General features: G+C 58.4%; 9 protein-coding genes, 1 tRNA gene, 2 pseudogenes and 1 CRISPR repeat array (1 of these 13 running past the window's edge). All 12 genes and pseudogenes read right to left on the bottom strand.

Translation table 11 applies throughout. The features are described from left to right. A CRISPR array of direct repeats spans nt 1-788; the repeat unit is 32 nt; unit sequence ATTTCAATCCACGCTCCCGTGAAGGGAGCGAC; it reaches 14,334 nt to the left of the window's first position. 446 nt (nt 789-1,234) lie between these two features. Continuing rightward, entirely contained in the window at nt 1,235-1,525 is a 291-nt protein-coding gene (gene cas2, locus FPK30_RS01545; RefSeq protein ID WP_180335456.1) for a CRISPR-associated endonuclease Cas2, read from the bottom strand. A 12-nt stretch (nt 1,526-1,537) separates the two neighbouring features. Next, the gene (gene cas1c, locus FPK30_RS01540; RefSeq protein WP_232345899.1) at nt 1,538-2,560 is read right to left on the bottom strand and encodes a type I-C CRISPR-associated endonuclease Cas1c; all 1,023 of its coding nucleotides are present in this window, start codon (nt 2,558-2,560) and stop codon (nt 1,538-1,540) included. Nucleotides 2,561-2,628: 68 nt separating this feature from the next. Next, the gene (cas4, locus tag FPK30_RS01535) at nt 2,629-3,330 is read right to left on the bottom strand and encodes a CRISPR-associated protein Cas4 (protein WP_260804293.1); all 702 of its coding nucleotides are present in this window, start codon (nt 3,328-3,330) and stop codon (nt 2,629-2,631) included. Between the two features lie 10 nt (nt 3,331-3,340). Continuing rightward, nucleotides 3,341-4,273: a type I-C CRISPR-associated protein Cas7/Csd2 gene (gene cas7c, locus FPK30_RS01530; RefSeq protein ID WP_029678124.1), complete on the bottom strand. Its 933-nt coding sequence runs from the start codon at nt 4,271-4,273 to the stop codon at nt 3,341-3,343. Continuing rightward, nucleotides 4,266-6,059: a type I-C CRISPR-associated protein Cas8c/Csd1 gene (gene cas8c / locus FPK30_RS01525; RefSeq protein WP_144085008.1), complete on the bottom strand. Its 1,794-nt coding sequence runs from the start codon at nt 6,057-6,059 to the stop codon at nt 4,266-4,268. Before cas8c ends, cas7c begins: the two co-directional genes overlap by 8 nt. Then, nucleotides 6,056-6,712: a type I-C CRISPR-associated protein Cas5c gene (gene cas5c / locus FPK30_RS01520; protein WP_144085007.1), complete on the bottom strand. Its 657-nt coding sequence runs from the start codon at nt 6,710-6,712 to the stop codon at nt 6,056-6,058. Before cas5c ends, cas8c begins: the two co-directional genes overlap by 4 nt. A gap of 45 nt (nt 6,713-6,757) precedes the next feature. Then, nucleotides 6,758-8,902 (bottom strand): CRISPR-associated helicase Cas3', encoded by a 2,145-nt coding sequence (cas3, locus tag FPK30_RS01515; protein WP_144085006.1) that lies wholly within the window; start codon nt 8,900-8,902, stop codon nt 6,758-6,760. After that, a complete protein-coding gene (locus FPK30_RS01510; protein WP_144085005.1) occupies nt 8,889-9,137 on the bottom strand; it encodes an HD domain-containing protein in 249 nt (82 codons plus the stop codon). The genes cas3 and FPK30_RS01510 overlap by 14 nt, the downstream gene beginning before the upstream one ends. 1,009 nt (nt 9,138-10,146) lie before the next feature. Beyond that, on the bottom strand, nt 10,147-10,617 hold the full coding sequence (locus FPK30_RS01505) for a holo-ACP synthase (protein WP_144085004.1): 471 nt from the start codon (nt 10,615-10,617) through the stop codon (nt 10,147-10,149). A 291-nt stretch (nt 10,618-10,908) separates the two neighbouring features. Beyond that, nucleotides 10,909-10,982: transfer RNA gene (locus tag FPK30_RS01500), tRNA-Gly, on the bottom strand. Nucleotides 10,983-11,793: 811 nt separating this feature from the next. Further along, a pseudogene (locus tag FPK30_RS08335) lies at nt 11,794-13,809 on the bottom strand (beta-ketoacyl synthase N-terminal-like domain-containing protein); the annotation flags it as partial. Nucleotides 13,810-13,883: 74 nt separating this feature from the next. Then, a pseudogene (locus tag FPK30_RS01495) lies at nt 13,884-21,120 on the bottom strand (fatty acid synthase subunit beta domain-containing protein); the annotation flags it as partial. Nucleotides 21,121-21,154: the final 34 nt, after the last annotated feature.

The raw sequence follows: 21,154 nt of genomic DNA, 5'->3' as shown, positions 1-21,154 counted from the left end.
TGCTGGTTTTCGCTCATGTCTACTCTGATTTCAATCCACGCTCCCGTGAAGGGAGCGACGGGACACCCGGTTCACCGAGCCCGCCCCCGGCAGATTTCAATCCACGCTCCCGTGAAGGGAGCGACTGGCGAGGATCTGCGCCCCGTTGAGGAGGGCGGCATTTCAATCCACGCTCCCGTGAAGGGAGCGACACGCTCGGGCCTGCGAAGCCGACCTCACGAGAGTATTTCAATCCACGCTCCCGTGAAGGGAGCGACCCGCAGTCCGAAACAAGCATTCCCAGTCAGCCCCATTTCAATCCACGCTCCCGTGAAGGGAGCGACTGCGTGAGACGGCCTACTCGGACACGGACACCGAATTTCAATCCACGCTCCCGTGAAGGGAGCGACAAAAGCAAATCGGCAAGCGCCTGCTTTGGGCAAAAATTTCAATCCACGCTCCCGTGAAGGGAGCGACTCGGTTTTGTCATCATCCGTATCCCATGCATCAAATTTCAATCCACGCTCCCGTGAAGGGAGCGACGTGCCCTTCAGGCTGGCAATCTTGCCGTCCTCGGATTTCAATCCACGCTCCCGTGAAGGGAGCGACCCCTGGTGCCTGCCGGCGGGTCACTCTCAGTGCAGATTTCAATCCACGCTCCCGTGAAGGGAGCGACACAGCCAATCATCGGTAACCATATCAACGTCAAAATTTCAATCCACGCTCCCGTGAAGGGAGCGACGAGCCAGTCACCAGAGGAGTCATAAGGCACGGCGAATTTCAATCCACGCTCCCGTGAAGGGAGCGACTGCTCAATGATACATCCCTTGACCAATATATGGTCAGCTTTTAATAGCTAGCGAGTTCCAACAGCCGAACATACGTACACAGATTCTGTCTCTAGCCGAGCAATTGAGATGATGCCTCAAATCGACAACATCACTATTTATTTATCAAACAACCGTTCATATGTTTCACTAAAATTCTAGCTTTCTTCGCATCTACAGACATCTGCTTGGAAATTCAAAAAAGAACTCAGCTCACTAAAACATGCGAAATTAAGACTGAATATCATATAAAAGCAACGATTCGTAGCGCGAAGAATCAGACTAATACATGATTGCTAGCGTTTCGCGCCTCTGAGGATTCGCAACAACAGTCAGCATACTGCACTGTTTACAGAATTACACCAACTACTCAGCCATCGTCTAATTTCGTGGCACAGACAATACAGTGCAGCCATAACCCAGTGATTCTATAACATCATCACTTGGTCAACAGGAATATGCCGCCTCACCCCGTAATAATGGATTCTTCGAGAATATCTGGCACCCAGGTCGTACATGATCAAGCTGTCTTCCTGAGGGTCGATCAGCGTCATTAGCCGCTGTTTTAGGAGTTCACGGTCTGCAGGAGTAACCACGCATTCAAACACACTATTTTGCACACGCTGCCCAAACTTCATGCACTCATGGCCGACCTGCCGCAACCGCCTCCGACCAGCCGCCTCACAGGTGTCGACATCATAAGCAACAACGACCATCATTATTCTTCCACCCTACTTCCAAAACATTGGCGGATAGGCATCCATGTCCCCACGTATGTATCTAGCCAGCAATAGTGCCTGCACATAGGGCACTAAGCCCCAAGGCACTTTCTCCTTAAGAAAGGGGTGCATGATTTGCTCATTTTTACGCTTCTGCCAGGCAGAAAGCACCTGCTTCCTCCCCTTGTCGTTAAGATAAGTTCCTCCGTTCTCTCGAACCTCAAAATCTCCAGCCTTAACTACATGGGTGTTGACCAGGGACAAAGCCAGCCGATCCGCAAAGACGGGACGCAATTCTTCAACAAGATCCAGGGCCAGGGAAGATCTACCCGGCCTGTCTGTATGCAAAAAACCGACATAAGGGTCAAGGCCGACACCTTGAAGTGCAGAACGGCAATCTCCGGAAAGCAGCACATAGATAAATGAGAGCAGGGCATTCATTCTATCCATCGGTGGCCTTCGGCTGCGTTGCTCGAAGTAGAAATCATCCTTGTTCGTGAGGATGAGATCATCAAAAGCATAAAAGTAGCACTTGGCGGCATCCCCCTCCACACCGCGAACCGAATCCGCCGTCTGGCAGTCGTCCAATTCCCGCAAAGCTGCCAACAGACGGGCGCTCTGCTTTTTCACACGAGGCACGTTGATCCGTAAAGCGTGGTCTCGGGTAGCACGCTCCAGCACCTGTCGTGCATTGAATATCTTGCCCATGACGAATGAAGCTGCAATCGAACAGACCTCATTATCGTCATCGGCCATATGGTACTGACGGCGTCGCAAAAGTACATTTCTGTTAGCCTCTCCAAGCACTGACCCATAGTATTTGCCCTGAGGGGAGTAGAAGGCGAATGAGACACCAAATTCATTGCACTTGCCCAGCAAGGCTGGCGAAGCACCCTTGTAACTGAAGCAAAGAATAGACTCCAAGGCACGCAGAGGTATCCGTCCCATGACGCGATCGCCCTCATTCACCACAACGTTCTCCTGCTCTAGGGAAAGGTAGGCATCCTCTGTAGTGACAAACAAGGTGTTTAACATCTGTCTCAATGGATCATCGCTTCCCTCCGGGGCTTTTCCTCAATAAACTCTCATTGCCCAAGTTACCTCTACAACTCTTTCAAGGTCTTTCGAATATAGTCAGCAGCGGAAGACTTATGCACAAGTTCAGGCAGACAGATATCTTTCAATGAGCATGACCGGCACCCCGTCTTTGGCTTCACCTTGGGAGTATAACCTCGCCGATAAAGGTCCCGCATCTGCGTCAGATCATGGACTACCTGAGCGCGAAGATCATCATTGAGTTCGACCGCTTCACGGCGCTTGGTCCGCTGATAGAACAATGCCCCCTGGCTGATGTTACAGGAGAGCATTTCTTCCAAGCACATAGCTTCGCCGCACAATTGCAAACGATCAGCATTATTGACCTTGCTGGAACCATGCTTGTATTCAACAGGATAGGGTTGCCAACGTCCTCTCCTGCCTATCAACGAAACTCCATCCTGAGCTGCGTGAAATTCGACGATGTCACAATCGCCGACGACTCCCAACTTTCGAGAGAATACACGCAGATCGCGCAGTATCAAGGTGTCGCCGCGTTTTTCAGAAGCATGGTAGTCGTGAGCACGCCGGTGCTCGAAGTCTCCTGCATACGTTCTGGTGTTGTCACGCCATTGCTCCTCTATGTGGATCAACGCCCATTGGCGCTTGCAGAATTCGAAATGTTGAATGCCAGACAGGGCCAGCCATTCATCCTCAGGATATTCGGCCGGCCCTGTGGCCATGGACAAGTCCATGGAATTATCACTCATTGCGGCAGACTCAGCCATCCACCATTTCAGTCAGTTCGACCGACTGCGGAATAGCTGAAGTATCGACCGTCACATCGTAATCCGAGAAGCTGCGCGGGGTCTCGACCTCAGGCTTATGAGCCACGTGAATGCTATCGAACAGTTTATAGGAGGGAGCATCGCCAAGATCGTTGCTGTGCTTGAAGACATAGAGCTTGCGAACCGCCATCTTGCCCCTGGCCGCGGAATGATCAAACTCGAACATATTGAGAATGGCCTGCCAAAGCATGGCCAGGTCTTCCTCGCTAAATCCGGTGGTCTTTTGCGCAAGCTTGGCATTCACATAGCCATCAGCACGGTATAAACCATAAGGAACGATTGACTTGTTGCCCATCTCGTTGTTCTTGTTCTCTTGGTCTTTTTCCGTAGTAATGGCCACCCTGGTGATGGTGACAGACTGCGGGAAGATCGGATCGATGGACCTCGAGAATCCAAGTTGCACAGGACCACGCACCTGGCCACAGGCCAACCCGCCCTTGACGAAGGTGGTCATCACCGCACCAAAGGTCCTGATATCGAAGAAATTGGAGCACATGTAATCGAGGATTAATCTATCCAGCTCGCCGTTTTCCTTCTTGGCCTTCTTTAAAGCCTTCCCGATACTGTCCACATCGGGATCCCCGTTGACGCCAACCGCTTTCAGCGCCTCAGCATCAAGGCGGTTCAGCGGAACCTGCTGCTTGATATAGATACGCCAGGGCGCCTTATCCCCATTAATCAACTGCACATAGTTACGTATCTTCCTCTTCAGGCAAACATCGGTAACAATTCCGATCCCGGTCTCACTATCGGTTCGTGGCATATTGCCTGACTCTGGATCGCCGTTGGGATTGCCATTCTCAACATCATAGAGAATGGAAAAATCGTACCTATTTTGGATAGCCTTGGCAGTTTGTTCACTCATTTACAACTCCCTCTTCCTTGCTGGTTTCCTTATTGTCGTCCTTGTTCTTGCCCTTGTAGCGCTCCTGAGTCTCGAAATAGTATCCGAGCTGGAAAGCACCCTGTTCGGGCAGCGATAACCTCGTCGGGAAGTTCTCGCCGATTCTGGTCATCAGATCTGCGATACGCTTGGTATAGTAAATGCGCGTTCCCGTCGCCAGTTTCCGCAAATGCTTTTTCGCCAAATCACCCAAGTGCGGGAAAACCACGGCTGGCATGGTCGATGCATTGGTAAAGAACCGGTCACCAATCGTGGTATTGATACCAGGATTCGCAGCATGTTGTATGTCCTCATACAGGGCGAACAGTCGTCCTAGGACATAGGGCACATTAGTGCTTTCTTTGTTGATGGACACTTGCAATACCTCCTTAGGGCATTGGTTGTTTGGGTGACGAAGAAAATACGCTTTGATGATTGCAGCCTTGGCGCGAGGTACGTCATGCTCAACACCAATCCGGTTTTCAACAGCAGTCAGAAGCGACGTAGGATAGGGCGCACCTATAAGAATGGCCTTAAACAGATCGGAAACCGTATGGGGGGAAGCCGGAATCCTCTTTTTCCCACCAGTAGCAGATGGCACAGTTTGCGCAAGGAGCATCCACACAGGTAGATAGCGAAGCTTATCAAATTTCGGGCGTTCGATATCCAGATCTTCATAATGCCGACGTACATGCTCCATGTAACTGCCATAAGTGTCCTTCAAGAAAAAGGACACCGAAAGCCGAGCAGCATTGGGAGCAAGTCCGAGGATGTAGAAATGCTCATCCGGATTAAGCCTGACACCATTGAAATCAACTGGGTTTCCTTTAGATAAGGCCGTGACAGTGGCTATCAGGTCCTGTTGGTTAACCCCCGCAGCGCCTTCAATGCACATGTTCATCTCAGCTGAATACTCAGCCTGTCCCGATTCTGCCCAGGAGACAATCGTCAAGGAACCATCATTGATGGTTCTTGTATACTGATCGTCCTTCAACACGGTATTTAAGGCTGTAGTGTAAGCAAAGGCTTCACGTTTGCTCATAGGAGCATTTTTATCCTGCTTTTTGTTGTAGGAAAGATATGCTGGGGCATTGAAAGACACCAGTGCGGATCCACTGGATTGTGCGTTGCGGACGCCTCTGATATTTGGATGAGTAAGAGCAGGGACGACAGCTTGACCTGAAACAACACTTTGCATGGTTTCAGAACTAGGGGCCGCCTGATCACCATCCTCGTCACCCGAAGCGAACCATGAATCCCAGTATTGCTGCATGGTTGGGTTTTCAGATAAAGGTAAGCCGTTGCGGCAGAGGACGAAATTACCGGTCAAGGCCTTCTTCCAGTCCCCTTCGCTCAATTTCTCCTCGACAACTGTCGCCTGAGGCGTCCGGGAGAAGAAAGCGAGCACTGCGCGGGCTTCAGCTTCATCGGCATTTGCAAGCACCTGCCGATGCAATTTAGCAGCAGCTGCAAAGCGCTTGGCCGCCTTGTCTGTTGCACCGTTGGCATCTGCACCTAGCAGGTAAGAGGAGTTGTCGCAGAGGAAATTGGCCTGAATTTTCACCGTTCGTAATGCATGTGCCGGAACAGGCATCATACGTCTGAACTGCTTGTTCTTTGTCAATGTCCCAAACGGAATGACATGGGTTATGGCCCCGTCATCTGCTATGTCCAGTCCCCACGGAACATTTTCAACGCTGTATCCATACCGCGGTGCCTGACCAGTCTCCACCAGCCGCTCGTAAAGTCTGACTAGTTCGCCAATCATGAGCTCACCTTCGGATCAGTTGCATCCAGCACACCATTAATCAGCTCAGCTCTGAAAAACATAGGTTGCGGGTCCGCAGGATCTCGATAGTCCATGTCATATAACATGTACCCCAGATCCCGATGACCATTTTCGAAACCCTTGGGCTGACCCTTATCGACATCCCAAAGCCGAAAATCGACAGGGAACTCCCGGGTTCCAAAATAAGGGTGGTGATAGTATTGCCCGTTCTGAGCCCGCCTATTGAACATGCTGATGAACTTAGCCGGGGTATCCCCAGCGGCAGCTTTACTATTCATATCAAAGTGCGCCTCAATCACATAGTGAACATCCCGCAGAATGGTGGAGGCACGCTGCTGAATGTCTGAGGAAGTATAGATCGCGCTGTCTTTGGACGGATCATTGATCATCGACCTGATAGTATCGGCCGAAATCACGCTGCTGACCTCATTGCGACGAACACTGGTGAACCTGATCGGATTCATAACCACGATCCTGTCAATCCGCCAGACCATGCCCGGATGCCAGAACACAGCCTCCAGAATTCCCCGTGCCGCCGACGGCGTCATCACGTCGTACGAGACCCTCTCTACTTTCATTTCCGGTCTGGTGAAGAGGGCGTACGGACCCCAGACCTCAAGTTGTACTGTCATTGGTCTCCTTTCCTGTTGCCGGTATTGCTAGTTACGATTCATTCATCAATACAGCAGACCGTTTTGAGGCAGCTGATCTTCATCGACTTGCAGACCTGTAGCACTGTCGTACATGCCCATATCCAGCAGAATAAATGCGTCGTCATCCGACTTGGCACCATGCTCCGCCAGAGCGGATATCTTTCCGGCTTCTTTGAGCCTGTCCAACTGCCTAGGCCAAACATTGACCGCGTACCGACCCAATCTGCGGAACAGCCCTCGCGTATAACAACGAGGATCAGTCAGTTGAGCACACAGGTCGCTTGCTTCTTTGTTGACAGGTATATAAACAGGAACAGTTGGAGTATCAATCAGCTTGAACTGCTCAGCAATCTGAGCGAACGGCATACGGCATCCTGATATTCCACGTTCATGAGCCTTAAGAATCTGATGCTGATCAAGACTCTCGTCCCCACGCATTCCAAAGAGTCTGGTGAAGTATTCATGAATCGCTTTTGATGATGCCAGATCAGCATTGTCTTCCCGCACCAATTCGAAAGCCAGCATATTCTGTTTCAAGAATGAAACTTGGCCCTCATCGGTGGAAAAAACATGAACCAATGAAGCATCCGCATCACGTCGACCTTCTCTATTGCAACGGCCGGCTGTCTGAAGAATCGAATCAAGACCAGTCTGTTCCCTATATGCCTCAGGGAAATCGACATCCACTCCGGCCTCTATCAGAGACGTGGATACGACCCTGCAAGATTCTCCTTGGGCGAGACGTTCCCGTATCTGCTTCAGCAACCGTTCCCTGTCATAGGCACATTGCAGTGTAGTCAGGCAGAAAGTGCCGTCTTCAAAGCCATGCTTTCGCACCGCTCCGGAAATGTACTGCGCTTCCTTACGTGTGTTGACCACGCACAGGACCTGATTATGGCCTTCCAGTGCCGCAGCCATCTCATCCATGTCCTTATGACCGTCATCGACGATTCGGTTGCGCCGGAATTCCAGGCGTTCCTTTTCGCTCAATGGCGCAATTTCTGGAATTGCCAGAGTTGGACGTCGAAGAGCCTGGGCAAACAGATCCTGCAAGGCCGGCTGTGTGGCTGTACACAGCACCGCAGTGACATGATAATTGGTAACCAGCTCAGCTATGGCTTGTACACATGGTTTAAGCCGAGGCAAGGGCAAGGTCTGGGCCTCATCGAAGATCACAACAGAGTTGGCTATGTTATGAATCTTCCTGAGTTTAGAAGCCTTGTTAGCGAACAGACTTTCGAAAAACTGCACAGCAGTAGTTACGATAACCGGCATGTTCCAGTTCTCAGCTGCAAAACTACGATGCAGATCGTTTGCTGTAAGCTCGTTTTCCTCCTTCAATTGGAAAGCCGCATCTGCATAGTGTGGCAAAACCTCATCTGGCCCAAGGAGGGTTTCAAATTCCTTTACCGTCTGGTCAATGATTGACGTGTAGGGCACGACGTAAATGACCCTATCCATATGATGCGTTTTGGCGTGTTCAAGCGCGAAAGTAAGTGAGGAGTCTGTCTTGCCACCGCCTGTAGGAGCGGTCAACGTATATAGACCTGGTTTCCATTCAGGATCGGCTCCGTGAGTAAGGCAGTCACGCAATATGGCATTGCGTTTTTCATTCAACGACGTACTCGCCTTCGCCGACAGAAAGGATTCAGCCCTACGTTCCATGATTTCAGCAAGCGCCTTGATTCTGACTGACTGATGCTCACGCAGCTGCTCAGCCAGCGATTTGCTTATTTCACGTAATTCCTGTGGAGGCGGCATTATAGAGCTGGACAGACGATCAGGACCGAGATCCTGAAGCAGCTGCTCGAGGAATGGCGATTCGTCGCGCTCTACTTTGCCATTGACAAAGAACTCAGCATCCAGCCGGTCCGCATCCACTAGCGCTGATTCGTGCATACGGATACGCATCATGTCCGAGAAATGTGAGCCCAACGAAGCAAGCGGTTTGACTTCGGGAAGGGTAATCTCATCCTTCCAATGCGATGCATCAGGGTTGGGACGCTTCATTCTGCCGACCAAGGTGCTTGCATTCTCGGTATCAATACGATTGCCAAAATCCGGCAAACCAGCATGATGCCCTGCAATGGCAAACGTGGCTTCTTGAAGATGAAGCTTATAGGCTACTTTCATCCCGTATGAAGAGTGATTGACACTACTGCTCATCATAGGCCTCCCTTATCATCCTCTGGAACTCCTCCGAATACTTGCCTATGTCGTGAAGAAGGCCTGTATCCAGACCCATATCAGCCTGATCCTGGTCATACAGATAGCCGGCCAGCCTGCCGGCGAAGGCTGCATCAAGGCATCCAGTCATGACCAGATGCTGCACGCAGACTTCAAAACCATGGTCCTTCGAGGTGCGGGCAAGATACTCGTTTTTCTCATCGCCTTCGACCGTCATACGATCATCTCTTCTCAACTTCGATCACTTTTGAGCGGTTGCGCTGTATTCACCCGAATCCAAGCCGTCAATCCCCATACGCAAACCGGCTTCCCACAGATGTACGCAGAATCCCTAACCATCGCCCCGTCTCCTTTGTTAGGCGATCACTTGTGTTCTGATACAGGAATATAAACCTGTCTACTCGATATGTCAATTCGGTCTATTGATAATTGAGAGATGTTCCTCTTAACCAGCCCAGATTAATGCCAGCCTTTTGCTCAATGCCGCCATAAAAAATATAAGAGGCTCATCATCAAACAACGATGAGCCCACTTAACAGGAATAATCAAAAGACCGTTTCAATCCACACTTCCGAGAAGGAAGCGACCTCATATCCTCAGCAAAAAGAGGACATATCGCTCTATAGTAATATATGCTCCCGTGAAGAGAGCGACCCATTAGGATTTACGCCTCTCAAAGCGGCCAACGTACATTACCATCTCAATAAAATCGAGTTATATAGAATGTCTTGTAATCACATATTAGGCGCCTTCGCTTGAAATAGAGTACAGATACTCTCTTTAGTGGAGACATGTCCTCGTAATTAATGGGCACTTGGTACTTAGCTGATGATCACACGATTCCGGCTATACGAATATTAAACCAATGATATAACTAAGCAATTTCAATTACCATTGCATATTCTAACAAAAATCACAACACTACTAAATCAATATCAAAATAGGAACAGCCCTCTACCCGCAAAATCTTCAAGCAAATGCAGAAGAGGGCTATCGGCTTGCCTACGTACTCCACAACAATGCTTCTCTTCCGCTAATACAGAAGCGTGATCAATCGCTAAGACACCACAAGCAATATGCTGCAGATCGAAAGCGATGATACCTATATTAAACCGTCACGAGCTCATAACGATCTCGCTCTGCGCCGACTAGGGTAACTTTTGTCTCAGATGACCAACAAGACAGCTAAGAATTCACACCTCACAACCGCAGGTTCCAACCCAATTTCAGACGCACCCGCACAAAAGCACAACCGCTGAAGCTACTGGCCCATCATGGCTGAGAGCGATATGCCAGCGCAACTCCACCTGGTCGACTTGTCTATCGGTCAGAGGCAAAGATTCATGAAGCTTGGCCTGTACGGAGGACTCTAGGTTGACGCTCGGCCGACCCCGGCCGTCGTCCAGAATCTCCACCCCGCTCCAGGGGAAATCATCTAAACCATAGGGCGATAGCTCAGGCCCCAGCGCCTGAGACCAGGCCTTGAGCACCGACTCCTTGCCGGCCCAGCGCGCCGCCAAATGCGTCGCCGTGTCGTCATGCTTGAGCTGGGCCCGTTGCTGGGCCTGCCGCCGCTCCCGTGGCGAAAACAAACTTGTCATGCGCGTGCCTGGCATGGCCAGTTGCCGGCCGAACTCCTTCAGGTCGACCAGGTCATGACCCAGCCCTAGTACCTGTCCAAAACCGGCATCATCCATAGGCCCGAGTATGCCCCTTATCGGCCCCTGCAGCAAATTATCCGGTCAGAACTCGAAGACTCCGCAACGTCCCAATTACGTCAGTAGCAGGAGTCGCAACGCTGGCATGACGCTGTTGACCCGCCTTGCATCCGCCACTATCCAACAGTCTTCGACCTGTACCCTATCGTGTACCCATTTAGACAGTAAAGTGCCGAATACTGGAGAAAATTTCGTTCGGTCAGGCACAATCCTGATCGCTCCAAGAGGTTAGGAAACTCGCCGAAAATGTTGGAATATCAACGATTATCGTGGAGCGGGCGACGGGAATCGAACCCGCGTAATCAGTTTGGAAGACTGAGGCTCTACCATTGAGCTACGCCCGCAAAGCCGTTGGCTCGGTACAGAGCATAGCACATGGGCCGGCCGGAACATGCAGTACATTGGTTTTCACGCGGTTTAACTTAGCGATCAACATATGCAGACATCACTGGGCAGAACCCCTCGGTGACCTGGAAACCTAAGCTGATTACCCCTCCCCTGCACACGCCGGTTCTGGTAAAGGTCACCATCCGCTAGGCATTCGATTCAATCGCCCGATCCGGCGACATCGACAACCAGCGACTCCCCCTTACTGTAGGCGTCCTGCCCACAGCTGAAGGGGAAAATATCGGCGTGGCTATGATAGTCGGGCTTCTTGCCATGAGTATTATGGCAGCAAACCTCAGCAGTAGGAATTCCATTACAGCGATCACTAGCACTAAAACTTCGCACGAGTAAGAGGCCGGACACTCCCCCAAGACGAGTTCGGCCATTTGGGTGGCCCAGCAATAATCCCAAGTAAAATCTGGGTCACCCATCTACTTTTTATACCTTTTTGTGAAAAGGCTCCAATCGCAGCCTGGCAATAGCACACCGCCGGTTGAGCAACATACGGGCAATATTCGGACAAAATCCCTTATGCACAGCCATTACAACAGCTCCAATGACCAATAAGTCCTGACGACCAGATAGCTCGCATACCTGCAAGGGAGCCCTTGTACATAAGGCATGAAGACAAGGGACAGCGGCACCCAATGGCGAGATAATAAGGGAGGCGAGCCGTCTGGCCCACCTCCCCGATCTTCGCAATGACTGTTCCCTCACCGGACTCCCGCCTACTGCTTCAGACGGAAGTCCAGCTGGTTCACGCCGCTTTCAGCTCCGGTCGTAGTAGCCGTCGGCACCCAGGCGGGCCTGGGGATCCAGCAGCATGGCCTTCTCAATCTCGTGGCCCACATACCCGTGGCCGTCCTCATGGAAGCGACGGTTGTCGATGGGCTCATAGAGCGGGGCCCGACCCATGCGGCCCTCCTCCAGGTGGCGCTGGCCAGCAGCCAGACGGTCGTTGGCCCGGCGACGCCACTCGTCCACGGCCTCCTGGCCGGAGGTCTGGAGCACGGCTGCCTCAAAGGCTCCTGGGCTGACGATGACCCCGATGCCGGAGACATGGCCGAAGCCCAGGGAGGTAACCAGCCCAGCCTTGATCCTGCCCACCTTCAGAGGCTGCTCCAGCCAGACCAGATGGTCGTCGCGCCTCAGGACCGGATCCACGCAGTCCAGGGAGGCATTGGCCGGGATGACCCCGGACCGGAAGAGCTGGGTGAGCCCGTTGATCTGGAAGATGCAGGCGCCGCCCTTGGCATGGCCGGTCAGGCTCTTCTGGGAGATGACGTAGAGCGGGTTGCCGTCCGTCCGCCCGATGGCGTGGGCCAGGGTGTTGTGCAGCTCGGACTCGTTGGGGTCGTTGGCATTGGTGGAGGTGTCATGCTTGGAGACCACGGCGATGTCGTCGGGGCTCACGCCCAGCTTGGCCAGCGAGCGCACCAGATCCGAGTCCTTGCCGCCCATGCCGGCGGCCAGCGCCCCCAGCCCGGGTGCGGGGATGGAGGTGTGGGCGCCGTCCGCGAAGGAGTGGATGTACCCGACCACACCAGCCACAGGCAGACCCATGCGCAGAGCGATGTCGCCCCGGGTCAGCAGGATGGTCCCGCCGCCCTGGGACTCCAGGAAGCCGCCGCGCCGACGGTCGTTGGCCCGGGAGAAGAACCGGGGCTGAATGCCCTTGGCGTACATCTCGGCGGAATCGGCGGTGGCGTTCATGTTGCCGAAGCCGATGACCGACTCCACGCCGATGTCGTCAATGGCGCCCGTGACCACGAAGTCCGCCTTGCCTAGGGCGATCTTGTCAGCGCCCTCCTCAAGGGAGACTGCAGCCGTGGCGCAGGCCGAGACCGGCTGGACCATGTTGCCGTATCCGCCGATGTAGGACTGCATGACGTGCGCGGCCACCACGTTGGGCAGGGCCTCCTGAAGGATGTCCGTGGGGATCTCCTTGCCCAGGAAGCGGTCCAGGTAGAGTTTGCGCATGGAGGCCATGCCGCCGAAGCCGGTCCCCTGGGTGGAGGCCACCTTGGAGGGGTGCACGGCCTGCAGGATCTCCACCGGGGTGAATCCGGCCGACAGGTAGGCATCCACGGTGGTCACGATGTTCCAGAGGGCGATCTGATCCACGTCCCCGACCATGGAGGCGGGGATGCCCCACTTGACCGGGTCGAAGCCTTTGGGGAACTGGCCGCCCACGGTCCTGGACATGGTGGCCCGGCGCGGCACGCGGATGCGGGAGCCGGGCAGGCGGGTGACGGTCCACTCGCCGGACTGCTCGTCGCGGGCGATGCTGGTGTGGTCAGGATCCTGGGCCACGTACTCTTCGGCCATGTCCTTGGTGGGCACCGAGAAGGCCACGTCGTGATCCAGGAAGACATCCACCTCCTCTTCATTGGTGCCCTGGCGGTAATCGGAGCCCATGCCGTCGTCGAAGGGACGGATGCCGGAGCGGGCCACCACCTGGTCGTGGTAGCGCTCGGCGATGTCCTGCTCGGGCACCAGCTCGCCATCAGTGTCGTACCAGCCCGGCTTGGGGCTGTCCTGCCATTCGACCAGACCCATGTTCCAGGCCAGTTCGAGGACGGCTGCGGCGCTCAGGTCGACCTGGCCATCCGAGTGGATGCCCATCTCGGCCTCGAAGCGGGTGCGGCCGGAGCCCCAGGGACCCATCTCGCCGATGGAGACGATGACGATCTGATCCTCGGGCCGAGCGGTCACGCCCTGCCAGTCCTGCAGATCCACCGGGGCCTGGGCAGGCACACGAGGTGTGGGCAGGGCCTTGATGACCCGGTCCGGGTCCTTGTCGGCATCTGCGGATGCATCCCCGGACTTTCCGGCTGGAGTCGGTGTCGACGGATCGTCGTCCTGGGCAGCCTCGGCCTTCAGGGCCTTGAGGTCAAGCGGGCTGGAGCCCAGGCCGCCGGTCAGGTCGGCCTGGAGCGGGGCCTGGAGAGCCTGGTGGCGGGCCTCTACAGTGCAGAGCTCCAGCAGGGAATCAGCCATCTGCCCGGTGGAGTAGGTGTGGATGCCGTGGCGCTCTACCACCCGGACCAGCGGATCATTGCCGCCCATGAGCCCGGTGCCCCGGACCCAGCCGATCAGCGGATGGGCGAAGGTGACCCGGCCCGACCAGTCCTGCTCGGGGCGGGACCGGTTGACGATGGCATCCAGGGCGGCCTTGACCTCCCCGTAGGCTCCGTCCCCGCCGAACATGCCGCGGTTGGGCGAGCCAGGCAGGACCACATGCAGACGGTGGTCGACATCGGTGTCCGCCCCGATGCCGGCAAACCCGGCGATCTGGCGTTCCAGGCTCCAGAGCATGAGCCGGGCCTGGGACTCGAAGAGCCGGCCCGAGTCGGCCATGGTCCCGTGCATGGCAGGGGCTGCGAAGGGCAGCAAAAGGGTGGGCTCGTAGGCGGGCTTGAGCACGGTGGTCGTGGCTCCCGTGGTCTTGCGCTGCTCGTTGCCGACCCAGTCGACCAGGGCATCAACATCCCGGTAGCTGGACAGGTTGGCGGGCACGATCCAGAGACGGGCACCGCTCACGGCATGGCGACGGTAGAGGTCGCGGGCCCAGATGACGGTCTGGGGCTTCAGGGAGTGGCAGACGGCGATGACCGTTGCCCCGCCCTCCAGGAGGCCGGCAGTCAGCGATCCCGCGATGGACTTGGGAGCCACGCCGGTGACCACGGCTACGTCCTTGGCGAACCGTGCGGTGGTCTGGTCCGAGTCGGCTGGGGTCATGGCCTGGTCGGCGATGCCGCTGAAGACCCGGGCCAGATCCTGCTCGCCACGGTTGCGCGCCTGTTCGGCGTACCAGACGGCCTGATCGTGGACCTCGCGTCCGGCTCCTACGAAGCTCAGGCCGCTGCGGTCGTCATCATGCTCGTGGTAGATGTGAGCCAGATCCTCGCGGGCGCTGGCCCAGCGGTCGTCGAAGAGGACGGCGCGCGAGGCCTCGAACCGTGGCGCCACCTGCTCGGGCCAGTCGCTGCCCAGCTCGGCATCGACGGCGGCCACGACGGCAGCGTCCTCATTCTCGCCAGGCTGGACGGTCGGAGGCTTAAGCCCCAGCTTGTCCAGGAGGAATCGTGCAGTAGAGGCCAACACACCCTCAGAGCCAGTCACCTGAGCAGCGAAGGCATCAAGGGCAGCGGAGTCGACCACAGCACCGCCAGCAGCACCGCCTGCAGAGGGCATAGAGACCGTGACGCCGTGACGCTGGGCCACCTGCTGAACGGCCTGATCGATCAGTGCATTGGCCGCAGGCACAGTGGAGACAGCCTCGGTGGGCAGGAGCGCCAGGTCGCCGCCACGCGAGGAGGCGCCCTGGCGGGTGTCCAGGACCAGGCTGGCCACGGTGGCCGAGACCCAGCCGGCACCCAGCTGCCAGACATCGGAGACCCGCTGCTCCACCTGCTGCAGCTTGAGGCCGGAGGGGCCGAAGAGGTCGCGGATGCGCTCACGCACGATGTCGGAGAGCACCGGGCCGAAGGGCCGATAATTGGGGGCCACCTTGTTCACCAGGGCGCTCAGATCGGTCATGCTGGCCTCGGCGGCGCCGTCCACGCTGGCCACGCCCAGCTCGGAGCTGATGTCCATCAGCAGCTGGTTGCGCCTGGAGGAGACGCCGTTGGTCAGGGTGTCGGTGGTGTCGGTCTGCCCGATCTGCTCGGGGCGGATCTTGGTGGAGTAGGCCAGCAGGACAGCGATGGCATCCGAGGCCTTGAAGGGCAGGTCGGCCACATCGGCACCCGATGGGCCGCCGGTCGCCGGGGCCGGAGCGGGGGCCGAGTCCTCGGCTGCTGCAGGGGCAGGCGCGGGCGCAGCAGCCTGAGCAGGTTCAGGGTTGGATTCCTTGACCGGAGCTGCGGGCTCTTCCTGAACCGGGGCCATGGGATCAGTGTCGGTCAGATAGACCCGGCTCTCGTCCCTGCCCAGGTTGTAGACGCTCACGTGACGCTCGCGGAAGTCTGGCAGCTTCAGGGTCTTGGCGCCCAGGTTGGCCAGAGTGGGCGAGTGGCCCAGCCCTACCTCGATCAGCTGCTCCACGCCCAGGCCGCCCTGCTCGGGGGCGTCGAACATGATCGCCTGGGTCTCGATCCAGCGCACAGGAGAGGCGAACTGCCAGGAGAGCAGCTCGGTCAGCAGCAGACGGCCCAGCTTCTGGTCGTCGGCCGCATACCGGTCCCAGACCCGAGGATCGTCCAGAGCCTGCTTGATGCGTTCGGAAGGAACCACCTCCAGGATGGAGGCCGCGAACTCCTTGGTCATCTGGAAGGGCCGTGCAACCAGGTTGGGTATGTAGCGACCCTCCAGGCGGGAGTAGTCGATGTGCTCGGGCAGCAGGGCATCCAGGGTGTCGCGGAACTCGGGCACACCCTTGCGCAGCAGTGTGGAGTGGAAGGGCACGTCGATGCCGGGCACGTACATGAAGGCCGGCTTGCCACCCGCCTCCTTGGCCCGGCGGTTGGCGTCGGCACGCAGGTACTCCAGACCGGAGATGGTTCCGGCTATGGCGTACTGCTGGCCGGCCAGGTTGTAGTTGACGATCTCCAGGAATTCGCCGCACTCCTTGGATACGGACTCCACATACTGCTTGACCCCGGAGTCGCCCACGCCGAACTGGTTGGGACGCAGGGCGCCCATCTGGTAGTTGCTGCGCCCCTGCTCGTCGCGTTCGATCAGGGAGTGCATGGTGGAACCGCGGTGGAAGACCAGCTCCAGAACCGTCTCCAGGGACATGACCCCGGCGAAGGAGCTCAGGGCGTTGTACTCGCCCAGGGAGTGGCCGGCGAAGTAGGCGGGCCAGATGTCCATGCCGGACTCGCGCAGGCGAGCGGTCTGGGCGAAGGCCACGGTGGCCAGGGCCACCTGGGTGAACTGGGTCAGGTTGAGCAGACCCTCCGGATGGTGGTAGGTGACCCCCTTGGCCGTCAGGGTGTGCGGGTTGTCACGCACCACAGCCAGGATGGAGAACCCCAGCTTGCTGCGGGTCAGGGCATCGGCCCGTTCCCAGGTCTCACGGGCGGCCGGGGACTTGGCCCGCTCGTCCAGGACCATGCCCTGCTGCTGGATTCCCTGGCCAGGATAGACGTAGGCGGTTCTTGGGGCACGAGCAATCGCCGTGCCGCGGGAGACCAGCTGGCCGTCGATCCTGCAGGTGACCTCCAGGACCAGGCCGCTATGGCGGACCTTGCCCACGCGCTCCAGGCTGATCTCCACCTTGTCGCCCAGCTGAACCATGCCGTACATGTTGTAGGTCCATCCGGCGATCTCGTAGTGGACGCCCTGCTCGTCGGTGGCCTGGGCCGCGTATTGGGCGGTGGCCGACAGCCACATGCCGTGCACCAGCGGCGCAGACAGGCCCGAGACCGCGGCACCTCGCTTAGAAGTGTGGATGGGGTTGAAGTCCCCGGAGGTGCGGGCGAAGGCGGTCATGTCCTTGGGGGCGGTGACGGTGACGCGGCGCAGCAGCCTGCGGGGTGTGTCCACCGTGTCGGCGCTGATGCCGCCGTACTCGGGAGCCTCCTGGGGCAGCTGGTCGCTGTAGGCGCGGCCACGGATGGCGAAACGCTCGACCTCGCGGGCCAGCACAGTCCCGTCCTGGGCAGCGTGGACCACATGGATGGTCACCACCCGGCCGGAGGAAGATTCCTGGTAGGGCTCGGCCCAGCTGGTCAGCTCGATCCGCTGGCCGGTATGCTCCAGCAGGCGCTTCTCGCTGACCTCCAGCTCGATCAGATGGTCCAGGTGGACGGCGTTGAGCAGGCCCTCGATGATGGGGAAGCCATCCACATAGACGGATCCCAGAGCTGCATAGATGGCCGGCCAGGCCGGGCCCACCAGCGCGTCGGGGGCGAAGCCGGAGGGGATCAGCGCATCGGGCAGGGCGCCCCCGGTGGCCGCCTCATGGTCGAAGCCCAAGTTGGCTGCCAGAGTGTAGCCGCTGTGGGCCAGGCCGAAGGGGTGCTCGGGGTCATCGTCCTTCTCGATGGCAGGCATGGCCGCCAGCTTGTCGCCGGTGATGGTGGTGTTGCCGATGCCGGCAGTGTCGGCCAGCAAGGCGTAGACGTCCTTGGGCAGGCGGGTGCGGTCGACTACCGGGAAGAGGCCGACCTGGTCGCTCTTGATGGTCAGCGGCACGACGATGTGGCGCACCGCATGCCGGTCCAGGCCGCCGTCGGGGTCGTCGTCCCAGTAGGTGTCCAGATGGATGTCCAGGTCGTAGTGCTCGCCCAGGTCGTCCTGGCCGGTGGCGGTGATGGTGTAGTTGGGGTCGTCCATGGCCGTCCCGTAGGCCGGATTGGCCATCAGATGGCCCACCCAGGAGATGTTTGGGCTGCGGCGGATGAACTCCTGCGCATCAGCAGCGCCTGCCAGCTGGCTGTAGGCCTTGGCGGGACCGCTGCCCAGGTCGCGCACCCGGCCTATGGCCGCCTGCTCGAACCGTCCCAGAATGGAGGCTACCGGCTCGTCCACCGTGGTGATGCCTGCCACGGAGATGGGTCCGGGGATGGCCCTGACCGAGTCGGCGCCGTAGCGGGGGTCCTCGGACTGCCAGAGCTGGTCCTGACCCCACCAGCGCAGCAGATCGTTGTCGATGACCGGCACGAAGGGCATGGGCTTGGGGTACTCGCGCACCAGAACAGGGAACCAGGCCACATCGGTGGGCACCACCTTGAGCTCGGCTGCCTGGGGGTAGGCCTCATGCAGCCGGCGAAGCGCCTGCTCCGGCTCGGCCACATCCTGCCTGGAGGCGAAGATGGAGTCGAACTCGCCGCTCTGACGCTCGCAGACACGGGCCTCGATGCGCCGCAGCAGGTGCAGGAAACGGTCGATGTAGGTGTCGTCTGCCCAGGGGTAGGCCAGGTCGGCGAAACGCTGGGCCCAGTCCTGGTAGGTCATGGTCTCCAGATCGCCGAAGTAGGGCTTGGCGGTCTTGTTCAGGGCCTCGATGATCTCCCCGCGGCGGGTCTCCAGCTCCTCCGGATGCTTCATGACCCGGACCAGCAGGCGGCCGCACTCGGCGGAGGAGTTCTCCATCTCGTAGATGTCGGCGTGCAGGTGGCTCAGGCCGGAGCCCACGCCCCCCACGGACTTGCCGCTGGGCACCCACTTCTCGCCCATGGGAGCGAAGGGATCCGGATCAGGGGTGGAGCTGTCGATGCCGGGGGTGGCCACCAGAGCCCGCTTGATCTCGGGATTGGTGTGGGCCTCCTTGGCGGTCATGGCCGCTGTGCCGATCATGACGCCGTCCACGGGCATGTCCGGCAGGTGGTAGGCGCGGGACCACTGGCCGCTGATGTAGTCGGCCGCCCGCTCAGGGGTGCCGATGCCGCCGCCGGCCACCAGAACGATGTTGGGGCAGGCGCGGACCTCGGCGTATGTGGTCGAGAGCAGGTCGTCCAGGGACTCCCAGGAGTGGTGACCGCCAGCGGCTCCGCCTTCTACCTCCATGAGAATATGGGTGGGGGCGACCTTGCGGGCGATGGCCACGACCTGGCGGATCTGATCCACCGTGCCGGGCTTGAAGGCCACGTAGGGGAAGCCCTCTTCGTTGAGCTGATGGATCAGGGTCACGGCCTCGTCCAGCTCAGGGATGCCGGCAGAGATGACCACCCCGTCGATGGGGGTGCCGGAGGCGCGCTTCTTGGGCACGATGTGCTGACTGCCGAACTGCAGATTCCACAGGTAGCGGTCCATGAACATGGCGTTGAACTCGACCGTGCGGCCCTCCTGCAGCTGGTCCTCCAGCTGGGACACATGGCGGTCGAAGACCTCGGCGGTCACCTGGCCGCCGCCGGCCAGCTCGGCCCAGTAGCCGGCATTGGCGGCCGCAGCGACGATCTCGGGCTCCACGGTGGTCGGGGTCATGCCGGCCAGCATGACCGGGGGCTTGCCGGTCAACCGGCTGAAGGCCGTCTCCACCCGGGGACCGGCAGGGGTCTCCAGCAGACGGGGGGCCAGCTTGGACCAGTCCTGGGTCCTGGCCGGATCCTCCTCCATGGTGGACAGCTGCGCGCGCCGGGCCTGGTTGGAGGCCTCGACCACGCCCACGCCGGTTCCCTGGACCAGGTTGTCCACCAGCTTGCCCAGGGTCTCGCCCGGGCCCAGATCCACCAGCCAGAGGGAGGCGGCATCCTGCTGGTCCATGACCTCGGCGATCCGGCCGGCCCAGTCGGCATGGTTGAGCAGAACCTCTTCGGCAAGGACCCGGGCACGCCCGGTGTCCAGACCGCAGCGGGAGGCCCAGTCCACGCTCAGATCCACAGCCTCCTTCATGAGCGGCGAGTGGAAGGGCAGGGTCACATCCAGGTACTCCAGAACCGGCGAGAAGGCGGTTCCGCCACGGACCTTGTCCTCGCGCAGTTGGCGCTGGTGCTCGCTCTCCTTGCCTGCCTCGATGGCGAAGGCGGCCAGATCCTCCGGATAGCCGGACAGGACCAGGTTGCGATCCGAGTTGGTCACAGCCACGCTGATGGGGCCGCGAGCGCCAGGCACCCGGTCAACCAGAACCTCCACCTGGCGGCGGGTGGCGCCGCGCACCGAGAGCATAGGGGTGGCCTCACCCTGGCGGTGAATGCCCAGACGACGGGCCTGGCGGGTGCCGGCCGCGCCGATCAGCATAGCAGTGGCCAGGATCTGGTCGATGGCGCCCTGGGCGGCCTTGAGGGACCCAGCCGCCTGGATCTCCTGAACCATGTGGACGCCGATGATGCCCTGGGAGTGTCCCAGCAGGGCCACCGGACGGGCCTGGGCCGCATCGTAGCCCAGCTGGTCCATGTCCATGAGGGCGCCCAGCTGCACCAGGGCGATGCCGGGCACGCTGACAGCCGCGTCGGCGGCCGGTCCCAGTCTGACCGGGTCAGGCTTGTAGCCGAACAGGTCCAGCTGACGGCCGTTGGTGGCCAGCAGGTCGGGTTTGACCGCCCTGAGCAGGTCGGTGGCCGCCGCCATCCGCTCCCTCAGAGACCTGTCGATGTCGGGATCGCCCTGCAGATCGGCCAAGGCCACGGTCCAGGGGTTGGACTGGCCGGCGAACATGAGCGCGTGCGGTTGCTCGGCGAGACGGTTGATGAAGAATGTACTGGTCATGATGTCCTATTCATAGAGAGTTGGGGATTGCTGA

This window comes from Bifidobacterium apousia (assembly GCF_007559275.1).
Lineage (GTDB): Bacteria > Actinomycetota > Actinomycetes > Actinomycetales > Bifidobacteriaceae > Bombiscardovia > Bombiscardovia apousia.
Note: the sequence above shows the minus strand (reverse complement) of the source record. Positions and strands in the feature narration are given on the sequence as shown.